Genomic DNA, 21191 nt, shown 5'->3' with positions numbered 1-21191 from the left:
CCTACCCCTCCGCTTCCATCTTTTCCATGTATCCACCGGCGACCATCGCCGCGACCTGGTCGAACACCTGGTCGGGCGTCTGGCGCAGCTTGCCCAGTGCCTCTTCCATCCCGCGCGCGACGATGATCTCGCGCTGGTTGAGCGCGATCGCGTCGACCATTTCGCGGGCTGCCTCGTCCGGCGGGATCCCGTTGTCGATCGCCGGGTCGCTTTTGCCGCGTCGCGAGCCGTCGGCGGTCAGCGCATTGCGGCTGACGTCGGTCGCGACCGAGCCGGGCGCGACGACGTGGACTTCGACCCCCGATTGGGACAGCTCGGCGCGCAGCGCGTCGGCATAACCGACGAGGCCGAACTTGGCCGCGCAATAGGCGGTGCGCATCGGCACGCCGACCTTGCCGGCGATCGACGATATGAACACCAGCCGCCCGCTGCCCCGGTCGGCCATGTGCGGCACCAGCCCCTGCGCGAAGGCGATCTGCTGGACGAGGTCGATCGCGACGATCTCGCGATAGACGTGCATTTCGGTCTTGCGCGCGGCGCCGCGCTGCGAGACGCCGGCATTGGCGACCGCGATGTCCACCCCGCCGCGCCAGTCGATCGCCGCGCGCGTGGCGGCGGCCATGGCATCGTCGTCGCGCACGTCGAAGGGGAGGCACAGGCTCTCGGTCGCCAGCCCCTCGGCCACGGCGGCCAGCCGCGCCTCGTCGCGCCCGGAAAGAACGACGTGCGCCCCGCGGGATGCCAGCTCGCGCGCGAGGGCCGCGCCGATGCCCGAAGATGCGCCCGTGATCCAGGCGACCCGGTTTTCGAAACTCATGGATAGCTCACCGTCGTTGCTTTTTCAGGAAGGGGAATGAACTCGTCCTCGTCGCCCGGCACCGCCGGGAAGCGACCGTCCTTCCAGTCGCGCTTCGCCTGGTCGATCCGCTCGCGGTCGGAACTGACGAAGTTCCACCACACGTGGCGCCTGGTGGCGAAAGCCTCGCCGCCCAGCAGCATGACCCGGCCCCCGCGCTCGCTCGCCAGCGTCATCGCAGCGCCGGGGGCGAGCACGGTCAGCTCGAACAGGGTCAGCGGCTGCCCGCCCACGCTCGCTTCGCCATCGACCAGCATGACGGCACGTTCGTCCGCCTCGGCCTCGACCGGGATCGTCCCGCCGGGGGCGAGCGCGATCTCGGCATAGATCGTGCCGGCATGGGTCGTCGTCGGCGCGCGCCGGCCCCAGAGCTCGCCCATGACCACGATCGCGCGGGCCGGGCCGTCCTCCACCACCGGCAGGTCGGTCTGCGCCTCGAACGCGGGGGCGATCTCCTCCTGCCCGTCGGGCAGGGCCAGCCATGTCTGCATGCCATAGAGGCGCGCCCCGCGCTCCCGCTCGTCCTGCGGGCTGCGTTCGGAATGGACGATGCCGCTGCCCGCCGTCATCAGGTTGACCTGGCCCGGGCGGATCGTGGCGAAAGTGCCCAGGCTGTCGCGGTGATCGATCGCCCCTTCGAACAGCCAGGTGACCGTGGCGAGGTTGATGTGCGGGTGGGGCCGCACGTCCATGCCCGCGCCGATGTCGAGCTGCGCCGGCCCGAACTGGTCAACGAAGATGAACGGGCCGACCATCGATCGCTCGCGCGAGGGGATGGCGCGGCGGACCTCGAACTGGCCGAGGTCGTGGGTGACGGGGGTTATCGCTTGTTCGATCATGGGCCGTCGAGCTCCGGGTAATGGCGGAAGATGCCGTCTTCGTTGAACGCGATGCAGCGGGACGAGGCGCGATAGGCGGCCACGCCCTCGATCGCGCCGACCGCCGCGTGGCAGGCGGCGAGCCGCGGATAGCCGCCGAAGACCGCGGCCATCCGCCGGGGGAACATGTATTGCAGCCCCTCGACCAGCTGGAACAGCGAGGTGTCCACGTGGCTCCAGCGGTCGCCGAGCACGAAGGGCCCGCCGTTCTCGCCCAGGGCATCCTCGAAATAGTCGAGGAACCTGGTCAGCCGGCCGGCGCGGAACTCGGCAGCGGCGCGCGCGGCGGCGTCCTCCTGCTCGCGGTAGTAGAGGCCGGTCGCGACCGGGTGGTGGACGGCATGGACTTCGGCGACCATGTCGCTGACGGTCAGCTGGACGGTGATCAGTTCCAGGTCGCGCGCGAGCGTGCCGGCGCCGAAGCCGTGCCGGTCGGCGAGCCAGGCGAGGATATGCGCGACTTGCGCGATCGCGAAGTCGCCATCGACGAGATAGGGCGGCGCGAAAGGGCGCAGGCCCTTGCGCGCCGCGAGGTCGGCGGCCAGCGCATCGGCCCCCTCCTCGCGCGCGCGGTCGCGATAGGTAATGCCGGCAGCCTCCAGCGCCAGCCGCACGAATTCCCCGCGCCCGGGGATCTGCGGCCAGTACCAGAGGTCGTAGGCCATCAGCCGTCGCCGGGTGCGAAGGCGCGAATGGCAAGGGCGTGAACGCGCTCGCCCGGGATGTCGCCCAGCGCCCGGTTGACCATGCGCTGGCGTTCGAGCCGGCCCTTGCCGGCAAAGGCCGCGCTCTCGATCACGACGGTGAAGTGCGATTCGCCGCTGCCGTCGTCGCCCGCGTGGCCCCGGTGGCTGGCGCTGTCGTTGATGACGTCCAGCCGGCTGGGGGAGAATGCCTGTTCGAGACGCGTCTCGATCTCGGATTGCAACGGAGTCGTCATAGGCCCGGTTTGGGGGTTCCCATCGCGCTTGTCCATGCCCATCCTAATGGGGTGAAGCAGACGAAGTTCCATGGACGATACGAGGGCAGCGGGCGGGAATGCGAGCGGCCGGGATGCCGCGAAAGGGGCGAGTTCCGCGCCCCCGGCAGGCGTGGCAATTCGTTCGACGGGCCGGGCGAATGGCGCTGGTTCTGCCTCGACCACGTGCGCGAGTTCAATGCCGGGTACGATTGGTTCGAGGGGATGAGCGCGGAGGAGATCCTGGCCGCCCAGGCCCCCGGCGCCGGCTGGCGCACCGAAACTCACGCCTACCGCCCGCCCGGCGGGGTGGACGGAATGCCGCGCTGGTCCGATTTCGACGACCCGCTCGACGCGATTTCCGCCCGCGCGGGCGGAATCCGGAGCCGGGCCGAGCGCGAGGCGCGCATGGCGATGGATGCCCGTTTCAGCGCCGAGGAGGCGAGGGCGCTGGAAACGATGGGGCTGGGCCTCGATACCGACCTTCGCCGCCTGCGCCGCCGCTATTCGGAACTGGTCCGCCGCTATCACCCCGATCGCAACGGGGGCGACCGCCGGCACGAGGCGCGCCTCGGCCGCGTGGTCGAGGCCTACCAGCTCCTGCGCAAGAGCGCGGTCTTCGCCTAGAACGACGCGCCGTCCACGGCGGTGAGCTTCAACCGGTCGAGATCGCAATCTTCCACGCATCGCAGGTTGACCGCGACCATGGCGTTGCCCTGCGGATCGGTGCCGGTGGCAAACGGCGTGCAGCCGCAGTCCATGCAGAAATGGTGGTGGATCGCGTTCTTGCCGAACCGGTAATCGCCCAGCTTGTCCGCCGGCGCGTGGAGGCTTGCCGCGTCTGCCGGAACGAAGTGCAGCACGGTCCCCTTGCGCCGGCAGATCGAACAGTTGCAGGTCATCGCCTCGGCCGGCAGGTCGCCCGCGATCGTCGCCCCGATCGTGCCGCAATGGCATGTGCTCGTGTAACTCATCCCGCGCCCCCTTCGCCCTGCATTTCGGCCATCAGCCGGCCGTCGATCGCCTTGCCTTCGCGATAGGCCGGACGCTCGCGGCAGCGCGCGGCATAGGCTTCGAAGACGTCGCGCGGCGGGATGGAGCCGAACTGGAGCCCCCAGTCGATCGCGCTGCCGACATAGACATCGGCCATGGTGAACCGTCCGCCGCAGACATGGTCGCGATCCGCCAGCCAGCCCGCGATCGCGTCCAGCGCGCGCTCGTAACTGCCGAACCCGGCGCTCCTTTCCTGATCGGGCGACAGTTCCCAGCCGAACATCCGCGCCGTCACCGCCTGTTCCAGCGGGCCGGCGGCGAAGAACATCCAGCGGAAATAGTCGGCCTTCTCGTGCGCGCGCGGCAGCAGTTCGGGCGCCGACATCTCGGCCAGGTAGTGGCAGATTGCCGCGGCCTCGGTCACGACGTGATCGTGGCCGGCGTGGTGATGGACCACCGTCGGCAGCTTGCCCAGCGAATTGGCCGCCAGCAGCGCCGCCGGGGGGTTGTCGAACGGCACGAAGACCGGCTCGTAATCGACGGCCGCCTCGTGCAGCGCCCAGCGGGCGATCTGCGCCCGGCTCATCGGATTGAAGAAGAACGTATACTCGGCCATGGCGCAGCCTCTCCTTGAACGGGTAGGAACAATACAGGAACATCGGCGGCGGTCAACCGCGACCGGTCGATCGCACCCGCTCAGTCGCGATCGGGCGCGCCCAGCGGGAACAGGTCGCGGAAAGGGCGTGCATCCTCGACGCAGCGGGCGACCGGCGGCAGGGCCAACAGTTCGCGCCGCAGCTCAAGAAGACGCGGACAATCGGCCGGAATCCGTTCGACCCAGTCGGCGTAGAACAGCGATGGCGCCGCCGCGCAGGTGACGAGCGAGACGTGTTTGGGCAGCGCGTTCCGCGCCAGCCACCCTTCGAGCCAGGCATAGGCGCGCCGGAGCGTTTCCCCGCCCTGCCGCACCGCCCCCGGATCGGGGTTCGCGCTGTCGGCGAGGTAAGCGTAGACCACCTGTTGCACGCCGCCCATCAGGTAGTTGTCGAACACCCGGTCCAGCATCCGGGTCGTGACCGCCGCGGCCGGATCGGCCGGGATCAGCGGCGCACGGCCCGGATGGTGCTGCGCGAGGTGCTCGACGATCGCCGTCGCCTCGATCACCGTGGTCCCGCCATCGACCAGCACCGGGAACTTGCCCGTCGGGTGGGCGCGCTCGACGAAAGCCGCGTGCTCGGGATGATCGGGCCCGACCTCGCGAAATTCGTACGGCGTGCCGTTGGCATGGAGCGGGATCAGCGCCTTCCAGGTATAGGACGAGAAAAGATGGCCGTAGAGTATCGGCATCACTAGGTCCCCTCGGCCATGCGGCGACGCCGCGCGATCTCGGCCTCGCTCGGTTCCTGCGCGGCGAAGCTGCCCACGTCGGGCGGCCCGTTCGGCTCGTAAGTGGACATGACGCAGCCGCCGGGGCCGATGCGCTGTTCCACCATGCGGAACGTGCGCGCCGGCGTGCCTTCGCCGAACAGGCGCTTGCCCTTGCCCAGCGTGACCGGCACCGTCATCAGCACGAGCCGGTCGAGCAGCTTGCGTTCGAGCAGCTGCGGATAGAGCGTCGAACTGCCCTGGACCACGAGGTCCGGCCCTTCCTGCCGCTTGAGCCGCGCCAGCGCGTCGAGATCGGCCAGGCGATGGCTCCCCTCCCACTCGGCCTGCAGGTCGGAGGTGGAGAGCACGTACTTGCGCGCGCGGGCGAACATCGCGGCGACCGGATCGTCCTGCGGCTGGTAAGGCCAGTGGCCGGCGAAGATATCGTAAGTGCGCCGGCCCAGCAGGAGGTCGAACGGCATCGACAGCAGCGTGTCGACCTGGTTGGCGATCGTTTCCTCGAACAGGTTCGCCAGCCAGCCGCCCAGCGCGAAATCGCCGGTCGTGTCTTCCTCCGGCCCGCCCGGGGCCTGGACAATGCCGTCGAGGGAGATGAAGGCCCCGCCGATAATGCGCCTACCCATCCGTCAGGCCCCCTTGCGAGCGGCTTCGATCGCGGCGACGTCGATCTTGCGCATCGTCATCATCGCCTCGAAAGCGCGGGACGCTTCCTCGCCGCCAGCGGCCATCGCCTCGGTCAGGACGCGGGGCGTGATCTGCCAGTTGAGGCCCCACTTGTCGCGGCACCAGCCGCAAGCCGATTCCTCGCCCCCGTTGCCGACGATCGCGTTCCAGTAGCGGTCGGTTTCCTCCTGGTCCTCGGTCGCGATCTGGAACGAGAACGCCTCGGTCTGCGGGAAGGAAGGGCCGCCGTTCAGGCCGAGGCACGGAATGCCGCAGACCGTGAATTCGACCGTGAGCACGTCGCCTTCCTTGCCGCCGGGGAAATCGCTCGGTGCCGTGCGCACGGCGGTCACTTCGCTGTCGGGGAACGTCGCGGCATAGAACCGCGCGGCTTCTTCGGCGTCCCGATCGAACCACAGGCAGATGGTGTTCTTGTTCATTGCGATCTCCTTCGCGCTTCTTTTCTTTTCCGGCCCTGTCTTTTCGGGGCCTTGTTTCCGGTGGCCTTGTCGGTTCGGGCGTCGTCGTCCTGTCGGGCCTTGGTTTCGGGAGCCGGGCCCTATCGCCGGCGCGGGCCGATCAGGCCGACGATCGCCCCTTGCGGGTCCGTGCACTGGAGCGCGAACTCGCCGCCGGGGATCTCGGTGATCTCGTCCAGGTGCCGCCCGCCGCGGTCGGTGACGGCGCGGGCCGCCCGGTCGATGTCGTCCACGCCGAGGTAGAAGGTCCAGCCCGTGCGGGGCGCGGCCGGCAGGTGCGGCATGATCGCGCCGATCATCGCGTCGCCGCGATGGAGGAAGCGGTAGGCGCCCATCTCGCCCATCGGCATGGTTTCCTTCTGCTCCCAGCCGAAGACCTCGCCGTAGAGCGCGGCCGCCGCCTGCGGCTCGCGCGTCTGCAATTCGTTCCAGCGCACGTGCTGCGCGCGGGCGTCATCGAAGACGTCGCTTTTCGCGTCGGGCTGCCTCGGGGGCGGACCCGGGGGCGGCGCAGGCCGCATGACGTAGATCGCGGCCCCCTGCGGGTCCTGCACCAGCGCGATGCGGCCGACGCCTTCCATGTCGTGCGGGGCGACGTGCACGCTGCCGCCCGCCTCGACGATCCGGGCCACCGCGCGATCGACGTCGGGGTGATGGACATAGCCAAGCCAGCCGGGGGCGGCGCCGGCTTCGCACATCGCTTCGGTCAGGGTCAGGACGCCGCCCGCCCGGCCGCCGTCGGCGCGCAGGATCATGCGGTAATCGGGCCCGCCCGGCGGGGCCGTGCTTTCCTGCGCGAAAGTCCAGCCGACGACTTCGCGATAGAAGTCGGCCGCACTTTCGCGGTCGGTGGTCATCAGTTCGTACCAGATGAAGGCGCCGCGATCGCTGGCCATCGCTCAGGCCTCTTTCCACACGAGCGGTTCGAAACCGCCGTAGACCATGCGCTTGCCGTCGAACGGCATGTCGCTCCCGTCGCCGAAGAACGCCTCCATCCGCTCGTCCGCCATCATCTTGTCGTGGCTGGCGTCGGCGGTTTCCTTGTCGTCCCAGGTGACCCAGGAGAAAACGATCTTCTCGCCTTCGCGGCACTGGACCGCGCGGCGGAAATCGGTCGCCTCGCCGTCGGGCACGTCGACTTCCCAGCACTCGATCTGCGATTTCGCGCCGTAGTCCCTGACGATTTCCCAGAACTTCTCGGCCACCTGCTTGTAAGCGGCCTTGTTCGCTTCCGGCACGGCCAGGATGAATCCGTTCACGTACATCGCGCTTTCTCCTTTTTTTACGGGCCCGGCCGGCGGTCGCGCGGCTCTCAGAGGTCCAGGATCGGGCGGAATCCGCCCCAGAACATGCGTTTCCCGTCGAAAGGCATGTGCTCGCCCGGCTGCATATCGGGATCGGCCATCAGCGCTTCCCATGCCTTGTCGCGGGTCTGCTTGTCGGGCCAGGCGATGTAGGAGAATACCACGTTTTCGCCGTCCTCCAGCCTGACCGCGCGGCGGAAATCGGTCGTCTCGCCTTCGGCCACGTCGTCGCCCCAGGCCTCGACCACGCGGACCGCGCCGGCATCGATGAACTTGCCGGCCATCTTGCGCGCCATTTCGCCATAGGCTTCCCGGTTCGCCGCGGGGACGGGGGTGAACATGCCGTCGAAATAGGCCGGCGCGCCATCGCCGCGCTCGTCCACGATCGCGGCGAACCCGCCGAAGATCATGCGCTTGCCATCGAACGGCATGGTTTCGCCGAGGGCGTGCATCCGCTCGTCGTTCACGATCCGCTCGTTCGCCGCGTCGCGGGCGGCCCGGTCCGGATATTCGAACCACGAGAAGACGGGCGTTTCCTCGTCGGTGGCGGCGACCGCGCGGTAGAAATCGGTCACCTCGCCGCGCGGCACGTCGTCGCCCCAGGCCTCGACCATGCGGGTGGCCCCGAACTCGCTGAACAGGGGAAAGGCCTCGCGCGCGTGGGCGGCATAGGCATCTTCGTTCGCGGTCGGCACCGCGGCAACAAATCCTTCGAAATAGGTCATGCGATCTCTTCCTCTTGCTGGGCGGCGGCCCATTCGGCCGGCGGGGCGCCGGTGAAGCCGGCCATCTGGTCTTCCAGCGCGCGGCGATAGGCCGGCCGGGCCTCGCCCCGCGCGCGGTAGGCGGCGAGATTGGGGTAGCGCTCGAGCAGGTCCGCCAGCTCGCCGCTGACGAGCTGGAGCACGGCGATCATCGTCAGGTCGCCGACGCAGAAACGCCCTTCGAGCCACTCGTCGTCCCCCAGCCGGGCCGAAAGTTCGCCCAGGCGTTCGTCGATCCGTTCGCGGATCGCGGGCTTGCGCGGGGCGGACCAGGGCTTGTCGGCTTCGAACAGCGTGGCCATGGACCAGTCGCCGAGCGGCGGCTCGACGGTGTTGAGCGCGGCGATCACCCATTGCGCCGCGCGGGCGCGGGCATTGTCGCCTTCGGGCAGGAGAGCGGGGGCCTGGTCCGCGATATGGAGCGCGATGGCCCCCGATTCGAACAGGGTGACCGCGCCGTCTTCGTAAGTCGGCAGCTGGCCGAACGGCTGGCGCCTGCGGTGCCGGGGCAGCTTCTGCGTCCCCTGGGGCAGGTACTCGTCCCGGTAGTCGAGCCCGGCCTCTTCGAGCGCCCAGCGCACGCGAAGATCGCGCACCAGGCCGCGGGCGAAATCGGGCACCCAGTCGAAGGCGGTTACCGTGATCGCGGCATCGGGATTGAGGGGCATCGTCGATCCTTCTCGCTGTTGAAAGGACGGAGACGATCGCCTGCAGCCTTTTGGGAGAGGGCCTAGCAGGCGATCGCTCGGTCGCGTGGCGAGATGGCTCCGTTACAGAGCCATCTGCGGGTATTGCGGCGCGTCAGGCCGCCTCGGTGGGCATCGGTTCGCCCTGGTCCATTGCCGCCATGTCCATGAAGGTGTTTTCCCAGATATGGCCGTCGGGATCCTCGAAGCTGCGGCCGTACATGAAGCCGTGATCCTGCCGCGGCGTGGGATCGGCCCTGCCGCCGGCCGCGGTCGCGCGGGCGACGATCGCGTCGACATCGGCCGTGCTCTCCTGGCTCAGCGCCAGCAGGACCTGCGCCGTCGTCTGCGCGTCGGGGATCGTCTTGCTGGTGAAGGTTTTCCAGAAACCATGCGTCAGCAGCATGACATTGATCGCGTCGGACCAGACCATGCAGGCGGCATCGTCGTTGGTGAAGCGCGGTTCGTTGCGGAAGCCGACCGCTTCGTAGAACGCCTTCGACCGTTCGAGATCGGAAACGGGCAGGTTGATGAAGATCATTCGGCTCACGGTGTCATCTCCCGGTTCGGTGTCGAATCACTGCTTGCATTTTCTGGACCAATAAGTTACCAAAGGCAACCATGAAGTTACAAAAAGAAACCAAGGAAAATCAGGCAATTCACGGAAAGTGGTATCGCGATGCCTGCGGCACGGCCTTCGCGATGGAGCTGGTGGGCGAGCGCTGGTCGCTGCTGATCGTGCGCGAGCTGATGTTCGGCCCGCTGCGCTTTTCCGACATTCGCGCCAGCCTGCCGGGGATCAGCGCGAAAGTGCTGACCGAACGGCTCGCCTCGCTGGAAGAAGCGAGCGTGCTGGAGAAGCGCCAGCTTCCCCCGCCGGGCAAGGCGCAGGTCTATGAACTCACGCGCTGGGGTTACGCGGCCGAGCCGCTGATCCAGGAGGCCGGGCGCTGGGCCGCGCAGTCGAGCGCGCACGATCCGCGCCTGCCGCTGTCCGCGGTGTCGCTGATGCTATCGCTGCGCACGATGGTGGACAAGTCGCGCGTGGGCGGGGTCGCCGGTGCTGTCGGCTTCGCGATCGGGGGCGATCGCTTCGTGGCCGAGCCGCGCGAAGGCGAACTGCCGATCCGTCGCGACCAGGCGGTCGGGGACGGCGCGGACGGGGTCGATGCCCTGTTCCGCGCGCCCGACGCCGCCGTCGTCGCGGCCGGGCTCTACGCGGGTGTGCCGTGGGAAGATCTCGAGCGCGATGCCGGGCTGGCGATTGAGGGGGATCGCGCGCTCGCGCTCGAATTCGCGTCGCTCTTCGCACTGCCGCCCAAGCTCGCCTGACGCCGCGCGCGGCCGCGCGGCCCGCCTGCAGATAGCCGTTGACCCGGCGCCCCGTTTCTCGCTAATGAAAATCACTCGCAACTAAGCAAGTGGGTGAACAGCATGGCATCGGGACGAGAGAGATTTGCGCAGGGGCTGATCGTGCGGTTGTTCCGCGCCTGGGCCGCCGCGCGCAGCGCCGGCCGCGGCGGGCTGCACCGAATGCGCGAGATCGTCGTACCGCTGGGCCTTCCGGACGAGACCGCGCCGGCCTGCGCCAGCCTGTTCGAACTGGTCGAGGCCCACCTGGGGCGGGCATTGCAGGCGGAGCGCAGCTGCAGCGCGCGGCTTTCGGCCGACGAGCGCGCGCTGCTCGGCATCGTGTCGCTGGCGCCCGCCCTGCACGGCGGGGCGACGATCCGGCAGGTCCCGCACGGGCTGCCGGGGGCGATCTGCTGGGCGGCGATGGTCGTGCGCCGCGCTTTCTCGATCGCCGAAGGCGCGGGCCTGCCCGCCGCGGCGGACGCGGGGCGCGGCGGGTGCCCGTTCGGCACGCGCGGCGTTGCGCGGGAGGCGCACCATGGCCTTTGACCTGGCGCAGCTGACACGCACGCCCGATCTCAGGGCGGTCACCCCGCTCCACGCGCGGCTGGTCTGCGCGATGCGCTACACCCATGTCGCGCGGCGGGTGGGCGATTACTCGCATCGCCGGTTGGCGAGCCACCTCGGCTCCTTCTGCGCCGTGCACAGTTTCCACGTCTTCATGGACGAGGCCGGGCACGCCTGGCCCGAGCGGATCGTGCTGAACCCGCCGTGCCAGTCCGCCTTCAGCTACGACGAGATGCTGCTGGTCGATCTCCTGACCGCCGCGGCGCGGGGCGAGCGCGCGCGGTTCGACGATTTCGTGCGCGACATGATCGGCGCCGGCGCGCGCCACGCGATCTGGTCCGCCGCCCGCCGGCTCATGCGGCACATGGCGACCGGCGTCAGCTGACCCGCCGCGCGCCGGCCCGGTAGGGGAAGCGGCGAGGGCAGGGGTTGCCAGCACGCTGCCGCCCGCCCTGCGCCGCCCTTTCGCCTGCCGGCCCGGGCTTCAACCGGTTTCGGCGCGCACCAGCCGCGCGGCGGCGACCATGTTGGCCAGCGCCGGCTCGACATCTTCCCACCGGCGCGTCTTCAGCCCGCAATCGGGGTTGACCCACAGCTGCCCCGGGTCGAACGCGCCGCGCGCCTTCACCAGCAGCGCGCGCATTTCATCGGTCGAGGGGACGCGGGGCGAATGGATGTCGTAGACCCCGGGGCCGATCTGCGCGGGGTAGCGGCAGGTGGCGAAGGCATCGAGCAGTTCCATCTTCGAGCGCGCCGTCTCGATCGAGATCACGTCGGCATCCATCGCGCCGATCGCATCGATGATGTCGTTGAACTCCGAATAGCACATATGGGTGTGGATCTGCGTCTCGGGCGCAGCGACCGCGGCGGCCAGGCGGAAGCACGCGACCGCCCAGCCGAGATAGTCGTTCCAGTCCGCGCGCCGCAGGGGCAGCCCTTCGCGCAGGGCGGCCTCGTCGATCTGGACGATCCGCGCGCCGGCCTTCTCCAGGTCGGCCACCTCGTCCCTGATCGCCAGCGCGATCTGGCGGCAGGTTTCGGCGCGCGGCTGGTCGTCGCGAACGAACGACCATTGCAGGATCGTGACCGGGCCGGTCAGCATTCCCTTCACCGGCCGTTCGGTCAGGCCCTGGGCATGGCGCCACCAGTTCACCGTCATCGCCCGGGGCCGTGCCACGTCGCCGTAGAGGATCGGCGGCCGCACGCAGCGCGAGCCGTAGCTCTGGACCCATCCGGCGCGGGTGAAGGCGAAGCCCGAGAGGCGTTCGCCGAAGTACTGGACCATGTCGTTGCGCTCGAACTCGCCGTGCACCAGAACGTCGAGGCCGAGGCTTTCCTGCCGGCGGATCGCCCGCTCGGTCTCGGCCCGCAGGAAGGCGTCGTAACCCGCCTGGTCGAGCGTGCCCTTGCGGTGTTCGGCGCGGGCCTTGCGGACCGCTTCGGTCTGGGGGAACGAGCCGATCGTCGTGGTCGGCAGCGAGGGAAGGCGCAGGCGCTCGCGCTGGCGCGCCAGCCGCCGCTCCACCGGCAGTGCGCGCCGGGTCCAGTCGGGCGCGACCTCGGCGACCCGCGCGCGCACCGCGGGATCGTTGGTCAGCGCGGAGCCGCGGCGCGCGGCGATGGCATCGGCATTGGCCGCCAGTTCGTCGGCGATGACGTAAGGGCCATGTTCGAGCCCGAGGCGCAGCAGCGCCAGTTCCTCCAGCTTCTGCACCGCGAAGGCGAGCCATTCGGCCAATTGGGGGTCGAGCTCGGTCTCGAGCGCCAGGTCGATCGGCGCGTGGAGCAGCGAGCAGGAAGGGGCAAGCTGGATCTCGCGCCGCGCCCGTGCCGCCGGGCCGAGCCGGTCGAGCAGGGCCGCCAGGTCGCATTTCCACACGTTGCGCCCGTCGATCGCCCCGGCCGAGACGACGAGGTCTTCGCGCGCGCCGTCGAGCACCGGTTCGAGCTGTTCGGGCGCGCGCACCAGATCGAGGTGAAGCCCGTCCACCGGCAGCGACAGGGCCAGTTCGCGGTTGTCCGCCAGCCCGCCGAAATATGTCGCGAGCATGATCCGCGGGCTATCGGGGCCGCACAGCGCGGCATAGGCGGTGCGCAGGGCCGACCGCGCGCGCTCGTCGAGATCGAGGACCAGCGCCGGCTCGTCGATCTGCACCCATTGCGCGCCGGCCGCGCGCAGCCGCGACAGCAGCTCGCGATAGAGCGGCAGGATCGCGGGCAGCAGGGTGAGCGGATCGAAGCCCGCCTGGTTCGACTTGGCCAGCAGCAGCCAGGTCACCGGGCCGAGCAGCACCGGCCGGGTGCGGTGGCCGAGCGCCAGTGCCTCGGCGAATTCGCCCAGCGGCTTGGCGGCGCAGAGGGTGAAATCCTGGTCCGGCCCGACCTCGGGGACCACGAAGTGGTAATTGGTGTCGAACCACTTGGTCATTTCCTGCGCGGGCAGGTCGCCGCCCTGATCGGAACGGGTGCCGCGCGCCATTGCGAAATAGACCGCCAGCGAATCCTGCGGCCCGAGGGCGCGATAGGGCGCGGGGATCGCGCCGAGCATGACGCTGGTGTCGAGCACCTGGTCGTAGAGCGAGAAATCGTTGCTGGGTATCACGTCGATCCCCGCGTCGCGCTGGCGCGCCCAGTTCGCGGCACGCAGCCTGCGCGCGGTGTCGCGCAGCGCGCCCTCGTCGATCCGGCCGGCCCAGAAGGCTTCCAGCGCCTTCTTGAGCTCGCGGCGCGGGCCGATGCGGGGAAAGCCGAGATTGGCGGTCGTGACAGGCATGAATCGTCTCCTCCGGCCGCGCGCGTAGCCCCGGCCGTTGCTGGTGAAACAAGATGGATCGGTTGGTCGCTGGGGCGCGCGCCGCGTCAGGAAGACCCGGCGCGCCTGGTCATTCGGCCCGGCGGGAGCGTTCGGCCGGGCGGGGCCATCCGGAGGGGCAGGGTCCTGCGTGCCGGCAAGGTCGCGCGAACCGGCAGGGGCGCGATGGGGGAAATCGTCGTGGTCGGCATTGTCCGCGCACCTTTCGCATCGGGGGACGAAGGGCCGGTCGGCGGGCGCGCAGGGGGCGGCGCGGCGCACCCCGGGGCAGGGGCGCCGCACCTTGCGCGTCCGCCGGAGGAACCCCCGTCCGGAGAACGTTATCGCGTCGCAGGCAGGTCTCCTGGCTCGCGGGTCGTCGCGCCGGCCCCGGCCTTCCCGGCCCTGCACGGGGCAGGTCCAGTGGCTTGGTGGGGCTGCCGCTCGCCGCTCACAGTTGCGGGGGCAGCGCCGGATTCCATTCGCGGAGGAATGTCACCGGCTTCCCGTCTTAGCCCCACCGCGCGGCACGGGCCGCGGGCGGGGAACCTCGACAGCGCGGACAAGAGCCGACGGGCATCGCCGTGTCAAGTGCAATATAAAGAGTTCTTTATGTCTTGATGTCGGCATGTCTTGATGTCGGTCGTGCGGAACGAAATCGAGGTTGCCACCGCAGCGGGCAGGGCGCACAATCGGCAAATGTCCGAAAGGGATGGCGAAATTCGCCGCGAGGAACGGCACGGCGTAACGGTGGAAGGCCGTTACCGGACGGGTCGCGGCGTGCCCAAGGACATCCGCGTGCTCGACCTTTCCGAGCACGGCTGTCGTTTCTACGACAAGTTCGGATCGCTGACGGCCGGCACGCGCATTTCCATCCGTATCGGCCCGATCGGCCCGATCATCGCGGTCGTCCGCTGGTCGCAGGGGCAGACGGTGGGGGTGGAATTCGACGACCCGATCTACGGCCCGGTGCTCGACCACATTCGCAGCCAGCTGGCCGGCGAAGGCTAGGCCCCTTCGCCTTCCGCCCCGGTAGCTGTCGAGCTTGGCCGAACATGCGCGTCGCCCGCGTTTTCTTCCAGCCAGTGCATTTCCTCGTCGGAAAAGCCGAAGTGGTGGCCGGCCTCGTGGATCACGACGTGGCGCACGAGGTCGCCGAAATCGACCCCGGTCTCGCGCCATTCGCGCACCAGCGGCTGGCGGAACAGGCTGATGACCGGGGGCAGGTCGCCCGGGTCCCAGATCGACTGTTCGTCCAGCGGGCGGCCTTCGTAGAGGCCGGTCAGGTCCCACTTGCTGCGAATGCCGACCGAATCGAGCTGTTCGCGGGTGGCAAACTCCTCCACCCGCACCACGACCGCGCGCATCGGCTCGCGGAATTCCTCCGGCAGGCCCGCGACGACGGCGCCGGCCATGCGTTCCATCTCCGCAGCGGAGGGCGGCTCGCGAAATCGCTCCATGCGCCGCATATGGGGCGGAGCGGCGCGATAGTCACCCCCGGGCGCGCGCGGAACAAAGCACCGGTTCGCCCATTCCATCCGGCAGGCAACAGGAGGAAACCGCCCATGGCCGCCGAGGCAATCTTCGCGCGACTGAAACAGGATCACGATCGCCACCGCGAGCTGCTCGACCGGCTGCTCGAAACCGAGGGCGAGAGCGAGGAACGCCGGCGGCTCTTCACCGAGCTGACCAAGGAACTGAAGAGCCACGCCGCGGCCGAGGAGCAGGCGCTCTACTCGACAATGCTGCGCAAGCCCGACACGACCGACGAAACGCGCCATTCGGTGGCCGAGCATCACGAGATCGACGAGATGCTGAACGACCTAGCGGCCACCGACATGTCCTCCGGCGCCTGGCTGTCCAAGTTCAAGGAACTCGAGCACCGCTATCGCCATCACATCGACGAGGAAGAGGAAGACCACTTCCCCGATTTCGAGGATCACCTTACCCGGGAGGACGAGGAACACATGGAATCGGTGTTCGAACGCCGCAAGCGCGAGGAGAAGGCCGATGCCGAAGTCACGCCGGAGAAGCTGGAAGACGCCAAGGAATAAAGCGTCGGGGGCGGGGTGACAGCACGGGAAACGGAGGCGGCCGAACCGGAGTTCGACGACGAGCCGGAGGAACCCGGCGTCTGGCGCTATGCCCATGCCGACCGGGCGAGCGTGATCGTCGACGCGGCCGATTATTTCGCGCTGATGCAGCAGGCGATGCTGAAGGCGCGCCACCGCATCTTCCTGGTCGGTTGGGATTTCGACACCCGCATTCACCTGGCCCTGGGCCGCAGGTGGTTTCACCGCATCCTGCGCCGCAACTATCCCCGCCGCCTGGGCAGTTTCCTGATGTGGCTCGCCCGCCATCGCGACGGGCTGGAAATCCGGGTGCTGAAATGGAGCCTTGGCCTGTTCCAGTTTTTCGCGCGCGGATACATGCTCGTGGACCTGGCGCGGATGGCCGCGCACAAGGGGATTACCTTCAAGTTCGATACCCACCACCCGGTCGGCTGTTCGCACCACCAGAAGATCGCCGTGATCGACGACAAGCTGGCCGTGTGCGGCGGCATCGACATGACGCAGGACCGGTGGGACACGCGCGAGCACCTCGAACGCGATCGCCGCCGCCGCCGGCCGCACGGCAGGCGCTATGGCCCGTGGCACGACGCGACGATGATGTTCGAGGGGGAAGCCGCCCGGGTCCTGGGCATCCTCAGCCGTGAGCGGTGGGAGCGGGCCGGGGGCGAGAACCTCGACCAGGTGTCGATACCCGGCGAAAGCCTGTGGCCCGATGCCCTCTCGGTCCAGTTCGAGGACGTCGAGCTGGGCATTGCCCGCACCCGCGCCCGCTACGACGGGCTGGAACGGGTGTGCGAGATCGAGGAACTCCTGCTCGCGCAGATCGCCCGCGCGCGCCGGTTCATCTACAGTGAGAACCAGTATTTCACCTCGCGCCGCATCGCCGAGGCGATCGGAGAGCGGCTGAGCGAAGACGACCCGCCCGAAATCGTGATGGTCCAGCCCAAGACGGCCGAGGGCTGGCTGGAACAGCAGGCGATGGACCACGCCCGGGTGCGGATGATCGAATGCCTGGCGGAGTTCGACCACAAGGACCGTTTCCGCATCTACGTGCCCCATACCGGCGACACGCCGATCTACGTCCACGCCAAGGTGACGATCATCGACGACGAGATCCTGCGGATCGGCTCGGCCAACTTCAACAACCGATCGATGGGGCTCGACAGCGAATGCGACGTCTTCATCGATTGCCGGCGGCCGGCCAACGGCCACGCCGGCCCCGCGATCGCCGCGCTGCGCCATTCGCTGCTGGGCGAGCATTGCGGGCTCGAGGCGGAGGAGGTCGCCCGCCTGCTGGAGCGCGACCCGTCGATGCACCGCCTGATCGCCGAGCACGGCCAGGGGGAAGACCGTTCGCTGCGCGCCTACGACGTGCCGGACCTCAACGGGGTGGAAGATACCCTGGCCGAATCGGGCATGCTCGACCCCGAACGGCCGGACGAGATGTTCGAGCCGTTTGCCAAGGGCGGACTTTTCCGCAAGGGGAGCATGCTGCGGCGCGCCGCGCGCCGCGCGAAACGGACACGAAAGAGGATCGGATTATGAGCAGCCTGGTCGGGCCGGACGAAGACGTATCGCGGGGCAAGCCCCCCGTTCCCGACGAGGTGCAGGAGGCGATTCGCACGCTGATCCGCTGGGCCGGCGACGATCCGGAGCGCGAGGGGCTGCTCGACACGCCGAGCCGGGTCGCCCGCGCGTGGAAGGAATATTGCCTCGGCTATGCCGAAGATCCCGCGATCCACCTCAGCCGCGTGTTCGAGGAAGTGGGCGGATACAACGAGATCGTCCTGCTCAAGGACATCCCCTTCCAGAGCCACTGCGAACACCACATGGCGCCGATCATCGGCAAGGCGGCGATCGCCTACCTGCCGACCGACCGCGTGGTCGGCATCTCGAAGCTCGCCCGCGTCCTCCACGGGTTTGCGCGCCGGCTCCAGGTGCAGGAACGGCTGACCGCCGAAGTGGCCGACTGCATCTGGGAACATCTCCAGCCCCAGGGCGTGGCGGTCGTGATCGAGGCGAGCCACAGCTGCATGACCGCGCGCGGCGTTCGCACCCCAGGGGTGACGATGACCACCAGCCGCATGATGGGCACGTTCCTCGACGACCCGCGCAGCCGCGAGGAAGTGCTCAAGCTGATGGGATACTGAACGGCAGCGGGCGGCCTTCGCGGTTCACGCTGACGAGGGTGAACAGCGCGCTCGCCGCGCACCGGCGTTCGCCCGTCAGCACGCCTTCCGACCACAGTTCCACCGCCACGCGGACCGAGCTGCGCCCGGTCATCTTCACCTGCGCCACCAGTTCCACGATGTCGCCTTCGACGATCGGTGCGACGAAATCGATCCGGTCGGAGGAGGCCATGACGAGCACCTGGCGCACGTGGCGGGTGGCGGCGATGAAGGCCGCCTTGCCCATCATCCGCAGCGCGTCGCCGCCATAGAGCGTGCCGTAATGGTTGGTCTGCCCCGGGAAGACCATGTCGAGGATGCGCAGCGGCGCCCCGCCATGGCCATCCACGTCCTCTTTCGCGTCGCCGTGCGCCCCGGGGGGCGCGGCGAGCGGGGGCAGGGGAAGGCGCGTGTCCGGCCCCTTGCGCGCGACCATCGCGAACCGTCCGCGCGTGCACAGCCGCCGTTCGCCGCTGACCGGCGCTTCGGCCACGAGCTCCACCTCGACGTCGAGCGAGGACGCCCCGACCCGCACGACGCGCCCGGTCACCTCGACCATGTCGCCTTCGTGCGCGGGCGCGGCGAAGTCGATCTTCTCCGATGCCGCGGTGACGAACGGCGCCCGGCCATGACGCGAAGCGGCGAGGAAGGCGACCTTGTCCATGTGCGCCAGGGCGACCCCGCCGAACAGCGTGCCGTGATGGTTGGTGTCGCCGGGAAACACCATGTCCACCAGGCGCACGGGCGGGCCGGGTTGGGCGGCCGGTTCTGCTGGCGTGATCTGCCCGGGTGTCATCGTCGTCGCCTCCTTCGCATGGCGGCGACGCGTCGACCGGGCACGTGCAGCCGGCCGCGCGGGCGCGCGCTCCGGCTGCCAGCGACCCGACCGGACACCCCGCCGGTGGTTCGTTTGCAGCGCCCGGGCAGGTCTCCTGGCTTGCGGGTCGTCGCGATCGTCCTGGCCTTCCCGGGGTGGGCCCGGTGGCGCTTCGTCGGCCGTCGCTCTCCGCCTACAGTTGCGGGGGCAGCGCCGGATTCGGACCGGCTTCCCGTCTTCGCCCCGGCGCGCGGCCGGGGAACCTGGGCGCGTGTTTCGGTTCGGATCGGGCCGGCGCCACGGCCGGCCCGTCCCCCGTTGCGGTCAGAGCTGGCCGAGCATGTGCTCCGCGCTCGAGACCGAGAAATCGCCCGGCTGCTCGACGTTGAGTTCCTTCACCACGCCGTCTTCGACGATCATCGAATAGCGCTGGCCCCGCTGGCCGAGGCCGAAACCGCTGCCGTCCATCGTCAGCCCGGTGGCCTGGGCGAACTCGCCGTTGCCGTCGGCCAGCATGGTCACGTCGGACGAACCGGCCTGGTTGTTCCAGGCGCCCATGACGAAGGCGTCGTTGACCGCGGTGCAGGCGATCTCGTCGATGCCCTTGGCTTTCAGGTCGCCGGCCTTTTCGACATAACCGGGCAGGTGGCGCGCCGAGCAGGTCGGGGTGAACGCGCCCGGCACCGAGAACAGCGCAACTTTCTTGCCCTTGAAGTATTCGCCCGCCTGGACTTTCTCGGGACCCTCGTCGGTCGCCTTCACCAGCGTCACATCGGGAATCCTGTCGCCAACCGAAATCGTCATCTCGCAATATCCTTTCGTCGTCCCGTCCGTTCGCGTGCCGATATAGAGCCTGCGGTGCGCGCGGCAACGGCAAAGGATATAAAGATCGCTTTATATTTGCTTCGCGACAGGGCCGTCGCTACATCCGCGGGCAGGAAAACGGGCGCGCCCCCGCGCGCCGCCAGACAGCAGATTTCAGGAGAATTCCGTGGCCGACGCCAAGCAGGATTACATCGTCAAGGACATCAGCCTCGCCGATTACGGCCGCGACGAGATCGCGATCGCCGAAACCGAGATGCCCGGCCTGATGGCCCTGCGCGAGGAATATGGCGAGGCGCAGCCGCTGAAGGGCGCGCGCATCACCGGCTCGCTGCACATGACGATCCAGACCGCGGTGCTGATCGAAACGCTCACCGCGCTGGGCGCCGAGGTCCGCTGGGCGACCTGCAACATCTTCTCGACGCAGGATCACGCCGCCGCGGCGATGGCGGCCAACGGCGTGCCGGTCTTCGCGGTGAAGGGCGAAAGCCTGGCCGATTACTGGGACTACGTCGGCAAGATCTTCGACTGGTCGAGCGAGGACGATCCCGACTGCACGGCCAACATGATCCTCGACGACGGCGGCGATGCGACGATGTTCGCGCTCTGGGGCGCGCGGATCGAGGCGGGCGAGGAAATGCCCGCGCCGCAGAACGCCGAAGAGATCGAGATGCAGCGCGCGCTCAAGGCTTTCGTCAAGGCCAAGCCGGGCTATCTCACCAAGTCGGTCCAGGCGATCAAGGGCGTTTCCGAAGAAACGACCACCGGCGTCATGCGGCTGTACCAGATCGCCAAGCAGGGCAAGCTGCCGTTCCCGGCGATCAACGTGAACGACAGCGTCACGAAGTCGAAGTTCGACAATCTCTATGGCTGCAAGGAATCGCTGGTCGACGCGATCCGCCGGGCGACCGACGTCATGCTGGCGGGCAAGGTCGCCTGCGTGGCGGGCTACGGCGACGTGGGCAAGGGCTCGGCCGCCTCGCTGCGCGACGGCGGTGCGCGGGTGATGGTGACCGAGATCGACCCGATCTGCGCGCTCCAGGCGGCGATGGACGGGTTCGAAGTCGTGACGATGGAAGAAGCGGTCGGCCGCTGCGACATCTTCGTGACCGCGACCGGCAACGAGGACGTGATCACGGCCGAGCACATGAAGGCGATGAAGCACATGGCGATCGTGTGCAACATCGGCCACTTCGACAGCGAGATCCAGATTTCCGCGCTCGACAACTACACCTGGAAGGAAATCAAGCCCGGCACCGACCTGGTGACCTTCCCCGATGGCAAGTCGATCCTGGTCCTCGCCAAGGGCCGCCTCGTCAACCTCGGCTGCGCCACCGGCCACCCGAGCTTCGTGATGAGCTCCAGCTTCACCAACCAGACGCTGGCCCAGATCGAGCTGTTCACCAAGTCGGACGAATACCGCAACGAGGTCTACGTCCTGCCCAAGCACCTCGACGAGAAAGTCGCCGCGCTGCACCTGGAGAAGCTCGGCGTCACGCTGACCAGGCTGAGCCGGAAGCAGGCCGACTATATCGGCGTCCCGCAGGAAGGGCCGTTCAAGCCCGAGCACTACCGCTACTGACGCGCGCTGGCGCCCGGCGGCCCCTGCCGCCGGGCCGCCCGCCGGGGCC

At 68.9% G+C, this 21191-nt stretch carries 27 protein-coding genes and 2 riboswitches; of the genes, 9 read left to right on the top strand and 18 right to left on the bottom strand.

What is annotated here, in order from left to right; genetic code table 11:
- Window position 1: 1 nt before the first annotated feature.
- From GRI72_RS06400 to GRI72_RS06385, 4 genes are read right to left on the bottom strand one after another with little or no spacing between them, the layout of a single operon-like run.
- Complete coding sequence (locus tag GRI72_RS06400) at window positions 2-817, bottom strand: SDR family NAD(P)-dependent oxidoreductase (protein ID WP_160733088.1); 816 nt, start codon at window positions 815-817, stop codon at window positions 2-4.
- Entirely contained in the window at window positions 814-1695 is an 882-nt protein-coding gene (locus tag GRI72_RS06395) for a pirin family protein (protein WP_160733087.1), read from the bottom strand. Before GRI72_RS06395 ends, GRI72_RS06400 begins: the two co-directional genes overlap by 4 nt.
- Window positions 1692-2399: a glutathione S-transferase gene (locus GRI72_RS06390; protein ID WP_160733086.1), complete on the bottom strand. Its 708-nt coding sequence runs from the start codon at window positions 2397-2399 to the stop codon at window positions 1692-1694. Before GRI72_RS06390 ends, GRI72_RS06395 begins: the two co-directional genes overlap by 4 nt.
- The gene (locus GRI72_RS06385; protein WP_160733085.1) at window positions 2399-2674 is read right to left on the bottom strand and encodes a BolA family protein; all 276 of its coding nucleotides are present in this window, start codon (window positions 2672-2674) and stop codon (window positions 2399-2401) included. The genes GRI72_RS06390 and GRI72_RS06385 overlap by 1 nt, the downstream gene beginning before the upstream one ends.
- 51 nt (window positions 2675-2725) lie before the next feature.
- On the opposite strand from GRI72_RS06385, the gene GRI72_RS06380 reads away from it, so the two are divergent.
- Window positions 2726-3319 (top strand): DnaJ domain-containing protein, encoded by a 594-nt coding sequence (locus GRI72_RS06380; RefSeq protein ID WP_160733084.1) that lies wholly within the window; start codon window positions 2726-2728, stop codon window positions 3317-3319.
- On the opposite strand, the gene GRI72_RS06375 is transcribed toward GRI72_RS06380, so the two are convergent.
- From GRI72_RS06375 to GRI72_RS06330, 10 genes are all read right to left on the bottom strand, one after another.
- Window positions 3316-3666, bottom strand: coding sequence for a GFA family protein (locus tag GRI72_RS06375; RefSeq protein WP_160733083.1), 351 nt, complete (start codon window positions 3664-3666; stop codon window positions 3316-3318). The two genes, GRI72_RS06380 and GRI72_RS06375, sit on opposite strands and share 4 nt — an antisense overlap.
- Complete coding sequence (locus GRI72_RS06370) at window positions 3663-4301, bottom strand: glutathione S-transferase family protein (RefSeq protein WP_160733082.1); 639 nt, start codon at window positions 4299-4301, stop codon at window positions 3663-3665. Before GRI72_RS06370 ends, GRI72_RS06375 begins: the two co-directional genes overlap by 4 nt.
- A gap of 80 nt (window positions 4302-4381) precedes the next feature.
- Window positions 4382-5032 carry a glutathione S-transferase family protein gene (locus tag GRI72_RS06365; protein WP_202388951.1) on the bottom strand — a complete coding sequence of 217 codons (651 nt, stop codon included), beginning with the start codon at window positions 5030-5032 and terminating at the stop codon, window positions 4382-4384.
- A 2-nt stretch (window positions 5033-5034) separates the two neighbouring features.
- Window positions 5035-5697 (bottom strand): dihydrofolate reductase family protein, encoded by a 663-nt coding sequence (locus tag GRI72_RS06360; RefSeq protein WP_160733080.1) that lies wholly within the window; start codon window positions 5695-5697, stop codon window positions 5035-5037.
- Between the two features lie 3 nt (window positions 5698-5700).
- Window positions 5701-6177 carry a VOC family protein gene (locus tag GRI72_RS06355; RefSeq protein WP_202388950.1) on the bottom strand — a complete coding sequence of 159 codons (477 nt, stop codon included), beginning with the start codon at window positions 6175-6177 and terminating at the stop codon, window positions 5701-5703.
- Window positions 6178-6296: 119 nt separating this feature from the next.
- Window positions 6297-7112 carry a VOC family protein gene (locus GRI72_RS06350; protein ID WP_160733079.1) on the bottom strand — a complete coding sequence of 272 codons (816 nt, stop codon included), beginning with the start codon at window positions 7110-7112 and terminating at the stop codon, window positions 6297-6299.
- 3 nt (window positions 7113-7115) lie between these two features.
- Complete coding sequence (locus GRI72_RS06345) at window positions 7116-7481, bottom strand: DUF1428 domain-containing protein (RefSeq protein ID WP_160733078.1); 366 nt, start codon at window positions 7479-7481, stop codon at window positions 7116-7118.
- 47 nt (window positions 7482-7528) lie between these two features.
- Window positions 7529-8245, bottom strand: a complete 717-nt coding sequence (locus GRI72_RS14910) for a DUF1428 domain-containing protein (RefSeq protein WP_160733077.1) — start codon at window positions 8243-8245, stop codon at window positions 7529-7531.
- Window positions 8242-8952: a glutathione S-transferase family protein gene (locus GRI72_RS06335; RefSeq protein WP_160733076.1), complete on the bottom strand. Its 711-nt coding sequence runs from the start codon at window positions 8950-8952 to the stop codon at window positions 8242-8244. The genes GRI72_RS14910 and GRI72_RS06335 overlap by 4 nt, the downstream gene beginning before the upstream one ends.
- A gap of 133 nt (window positions 8953-9085) precedes the next feature.
- Complete coding sequence (locus GRI72_RS06330; protein WP_160733075.1) at window positions 9086-9520, bottom strand: VOC family protein; 435 nt, start codon at window positions 9518-9520, stop codon at window positions 9086-9088.
- A gap of 71 nt (window positions 9521-9591) precedes the next feature.
- Between GRI72_RS06330 and GRI72_RS06325 the strand changes: the two genes are divergently transcribed.
- The 3 genes from GRI72_RS06325 to GRI72_RS06315 all read left to right on the top strand — a co-directional run bounded on the left by GRI72_RS06325 (window position 9592) and on the right by GRI72_RS06315 (window position 11275).
- Window positions 9592-10302, top strand: a complete 711-nt coding sequence (locus GRI72_RS06325) for a winged helix-turn-helix transcriptional regulator (protein WP_160733074.1) — start codon at window positions 9592-9594, stop codon at window positions 10300-10302.
- Between the two features lie 102 nt (window positions 10303-10404).
- A complete protein-coding gene (locus tag GRI72_RS06320; RefSeq protein WP_160733073.1) occupies window positions 10405-10872 on the top strand; it encodes a hypothetical protein in 468 nt (155 codons plus the stop codon).
- Window positions 10862-11275 (top strand): hypothetical protein, encoded by a 414-nt coding sequence (locus GRI72_RS06315; protein WP_160733072.1) that lies wholly within the window; start codon window positions 10862-10864, stop codon window positions 11273-11275. The genes GRI72_RS06320 and GRI72_RS06315 overlap by 11 nt, the downstream gene beginning before the upstream one ends.
- Window positions 11276-11374: 99 nt before the next feature.
- Here the strand turns inward: GRI72_RS06315 and metE are convergent, their stop codons facing one another.
- Window positions 11375-13663, bottom strand: coding sequence for a 5-methyltetrahydropteroyltriglutamate--homocysteine S-methyltransferase (gene metE, locus GRI72_RS06310; RefSeq protein ID WP_160733071.1), 2289 nt, complete (start codon window positions 13661-13663; stop codon window positions 11375-11377).
- A gap of 355 nt (window positions 13664-14018) precedes the next feature.
- Window positions 14019-14249, bottom strand: a riboswitch (cobalamin riboswitch).
- 131 nt (window positions 14250-14380) lie between these two features.
- Here metE and GRI72_RS06305 point away from each other — a divergent pair.
- A complete protein-coding gene (locus GRI72_RS06305; protein ID WP_160733070.1) occupies window positions 14381-14692 on the top strand; it encodes a PilZ domain-containing protein in 312 nt (103 codons plus the stop codon).
- On the opposite strand, the gene GRI72_RS06300 is transcribed toward GRI72_RS06305, so the two are convergent.
- Window positions 14689-15096 (bottom strand): metallopeptidase family protein, encoded by a 408-nt coding sequence (locus GRI72_RS06300; protein WP_237486821.1) that lies wholly within the window; start codon window positions 15094-15096, stop codon window positions 14689-14691. The two genes, GRI72_RS06305 and GRI72_RS06300, sit on opposite strands and share 4 nt — an antisense overlap.
- Before the next feature lie 150 nt (window positions 15097-15246).
- On the opposite strand from GRI72_RS06300, the gene GRI72_RS06295 reads away from it, so the two are divergent.
- From GRI72_RS06295 to folE, 3 genes are read left to right on the top strand one after another with little or no spacing between them, the layout of a single operon-like run.
- Window positions 15247-15735 (top strand): hemerythrin domain-containing protein, encoded by a 489-nt coding sequence (locus GRI72_RS06295; protein WP_160733068.1) that lies wholly within the window; start codon window positions 15247-15249, stop codon window positions 15733-15735.
- A gap of 15 nt (window positions 15736-15750) precedes the next feature.
- Entirely contained in the window at window positions 15751-17298 is a 1548-nt protein-coding gene (locus tag GRI72_RS14905) for a phospholipase D-like domain-containing protein (protein ID WP_337191147.1), read from the top strand.
- Window positions 17295-17903, top strand: a complete 609-nt coding sequence (gene folE, locus GRI72_RS06285) for a GTP cyclohydrolase I FolE (protein ID WP_160733067.1) — start codon at window positions 17295-17297, stop codon at window positions 17901-17903. The genes GRI72_RS14905 and folE overlap by 4 nt, the downstream gene beginning before the upstream one ends.
- On the opposite strand, the gene GRI72_RS06280 is transcribed toward folE, so the two are convergent.
- Both GRI72_RS06280 and GRI72_RS06275 read right to left on the bottom strand, forming a co-directional pair.
- A complete protein-coding gene (locus GRI72_RS06280) occupies window positions 17884-18717 on the bottom strand; it encodes an acyl-CoA thioesterase (RefSeq protein ID WP_202388949.1) in 834 nt (277 codons plus the stop codon). The genes folE and GRI72_RS06280 overlap by 20 nt on opposite strands.
- 109 nt (window positions 18718-18826) lie before the next feature.
- Window positions 18827-19020, bottom strand: a riboswitch (cobalamin riboswitch).
- Window positions 19021-19062: 42 nt separating this feature from the next.
- Entirely contained in the window at window positions 19063-19542 is a 480-nt protein-coding gene (locus GRI72_RS06275) for a peroxiredoxin (RefSeq protein WP_160733066.1), read from the bottom strand.
- 187 nt (window positions 19543-19729) lie between these two features.
- On the opposite strand from GRI72_RS06275, the gene ahcY reads away from it, so the two are divergent.
- Entirely contained in the window at window positions 19730-21142 is a 1413-nt protein-coding gene (ahcY, locus tag GRI72_RS06270) for an adenosylhomocysteinase (RefSeq protein ID WP_160733065.1), read from the top strand.
- Window positions 21143-21191: the final 49 nt, after the last annotated feature.

Origin of the sequence: Pelagerythrobacter marinus (assembly GCF_009827515.1) — a bacterium.
Lineage (GTDB): Bacteria > Pseudomonadota > Alphaproteobacteria > Sphingomonadales > Sphingomonadaceae > Pelagerythrobacter > Pelagerythrobacter marinus.
This window is presented reverse-complemented; position numbering and strand designations above follow the sequence as displayed.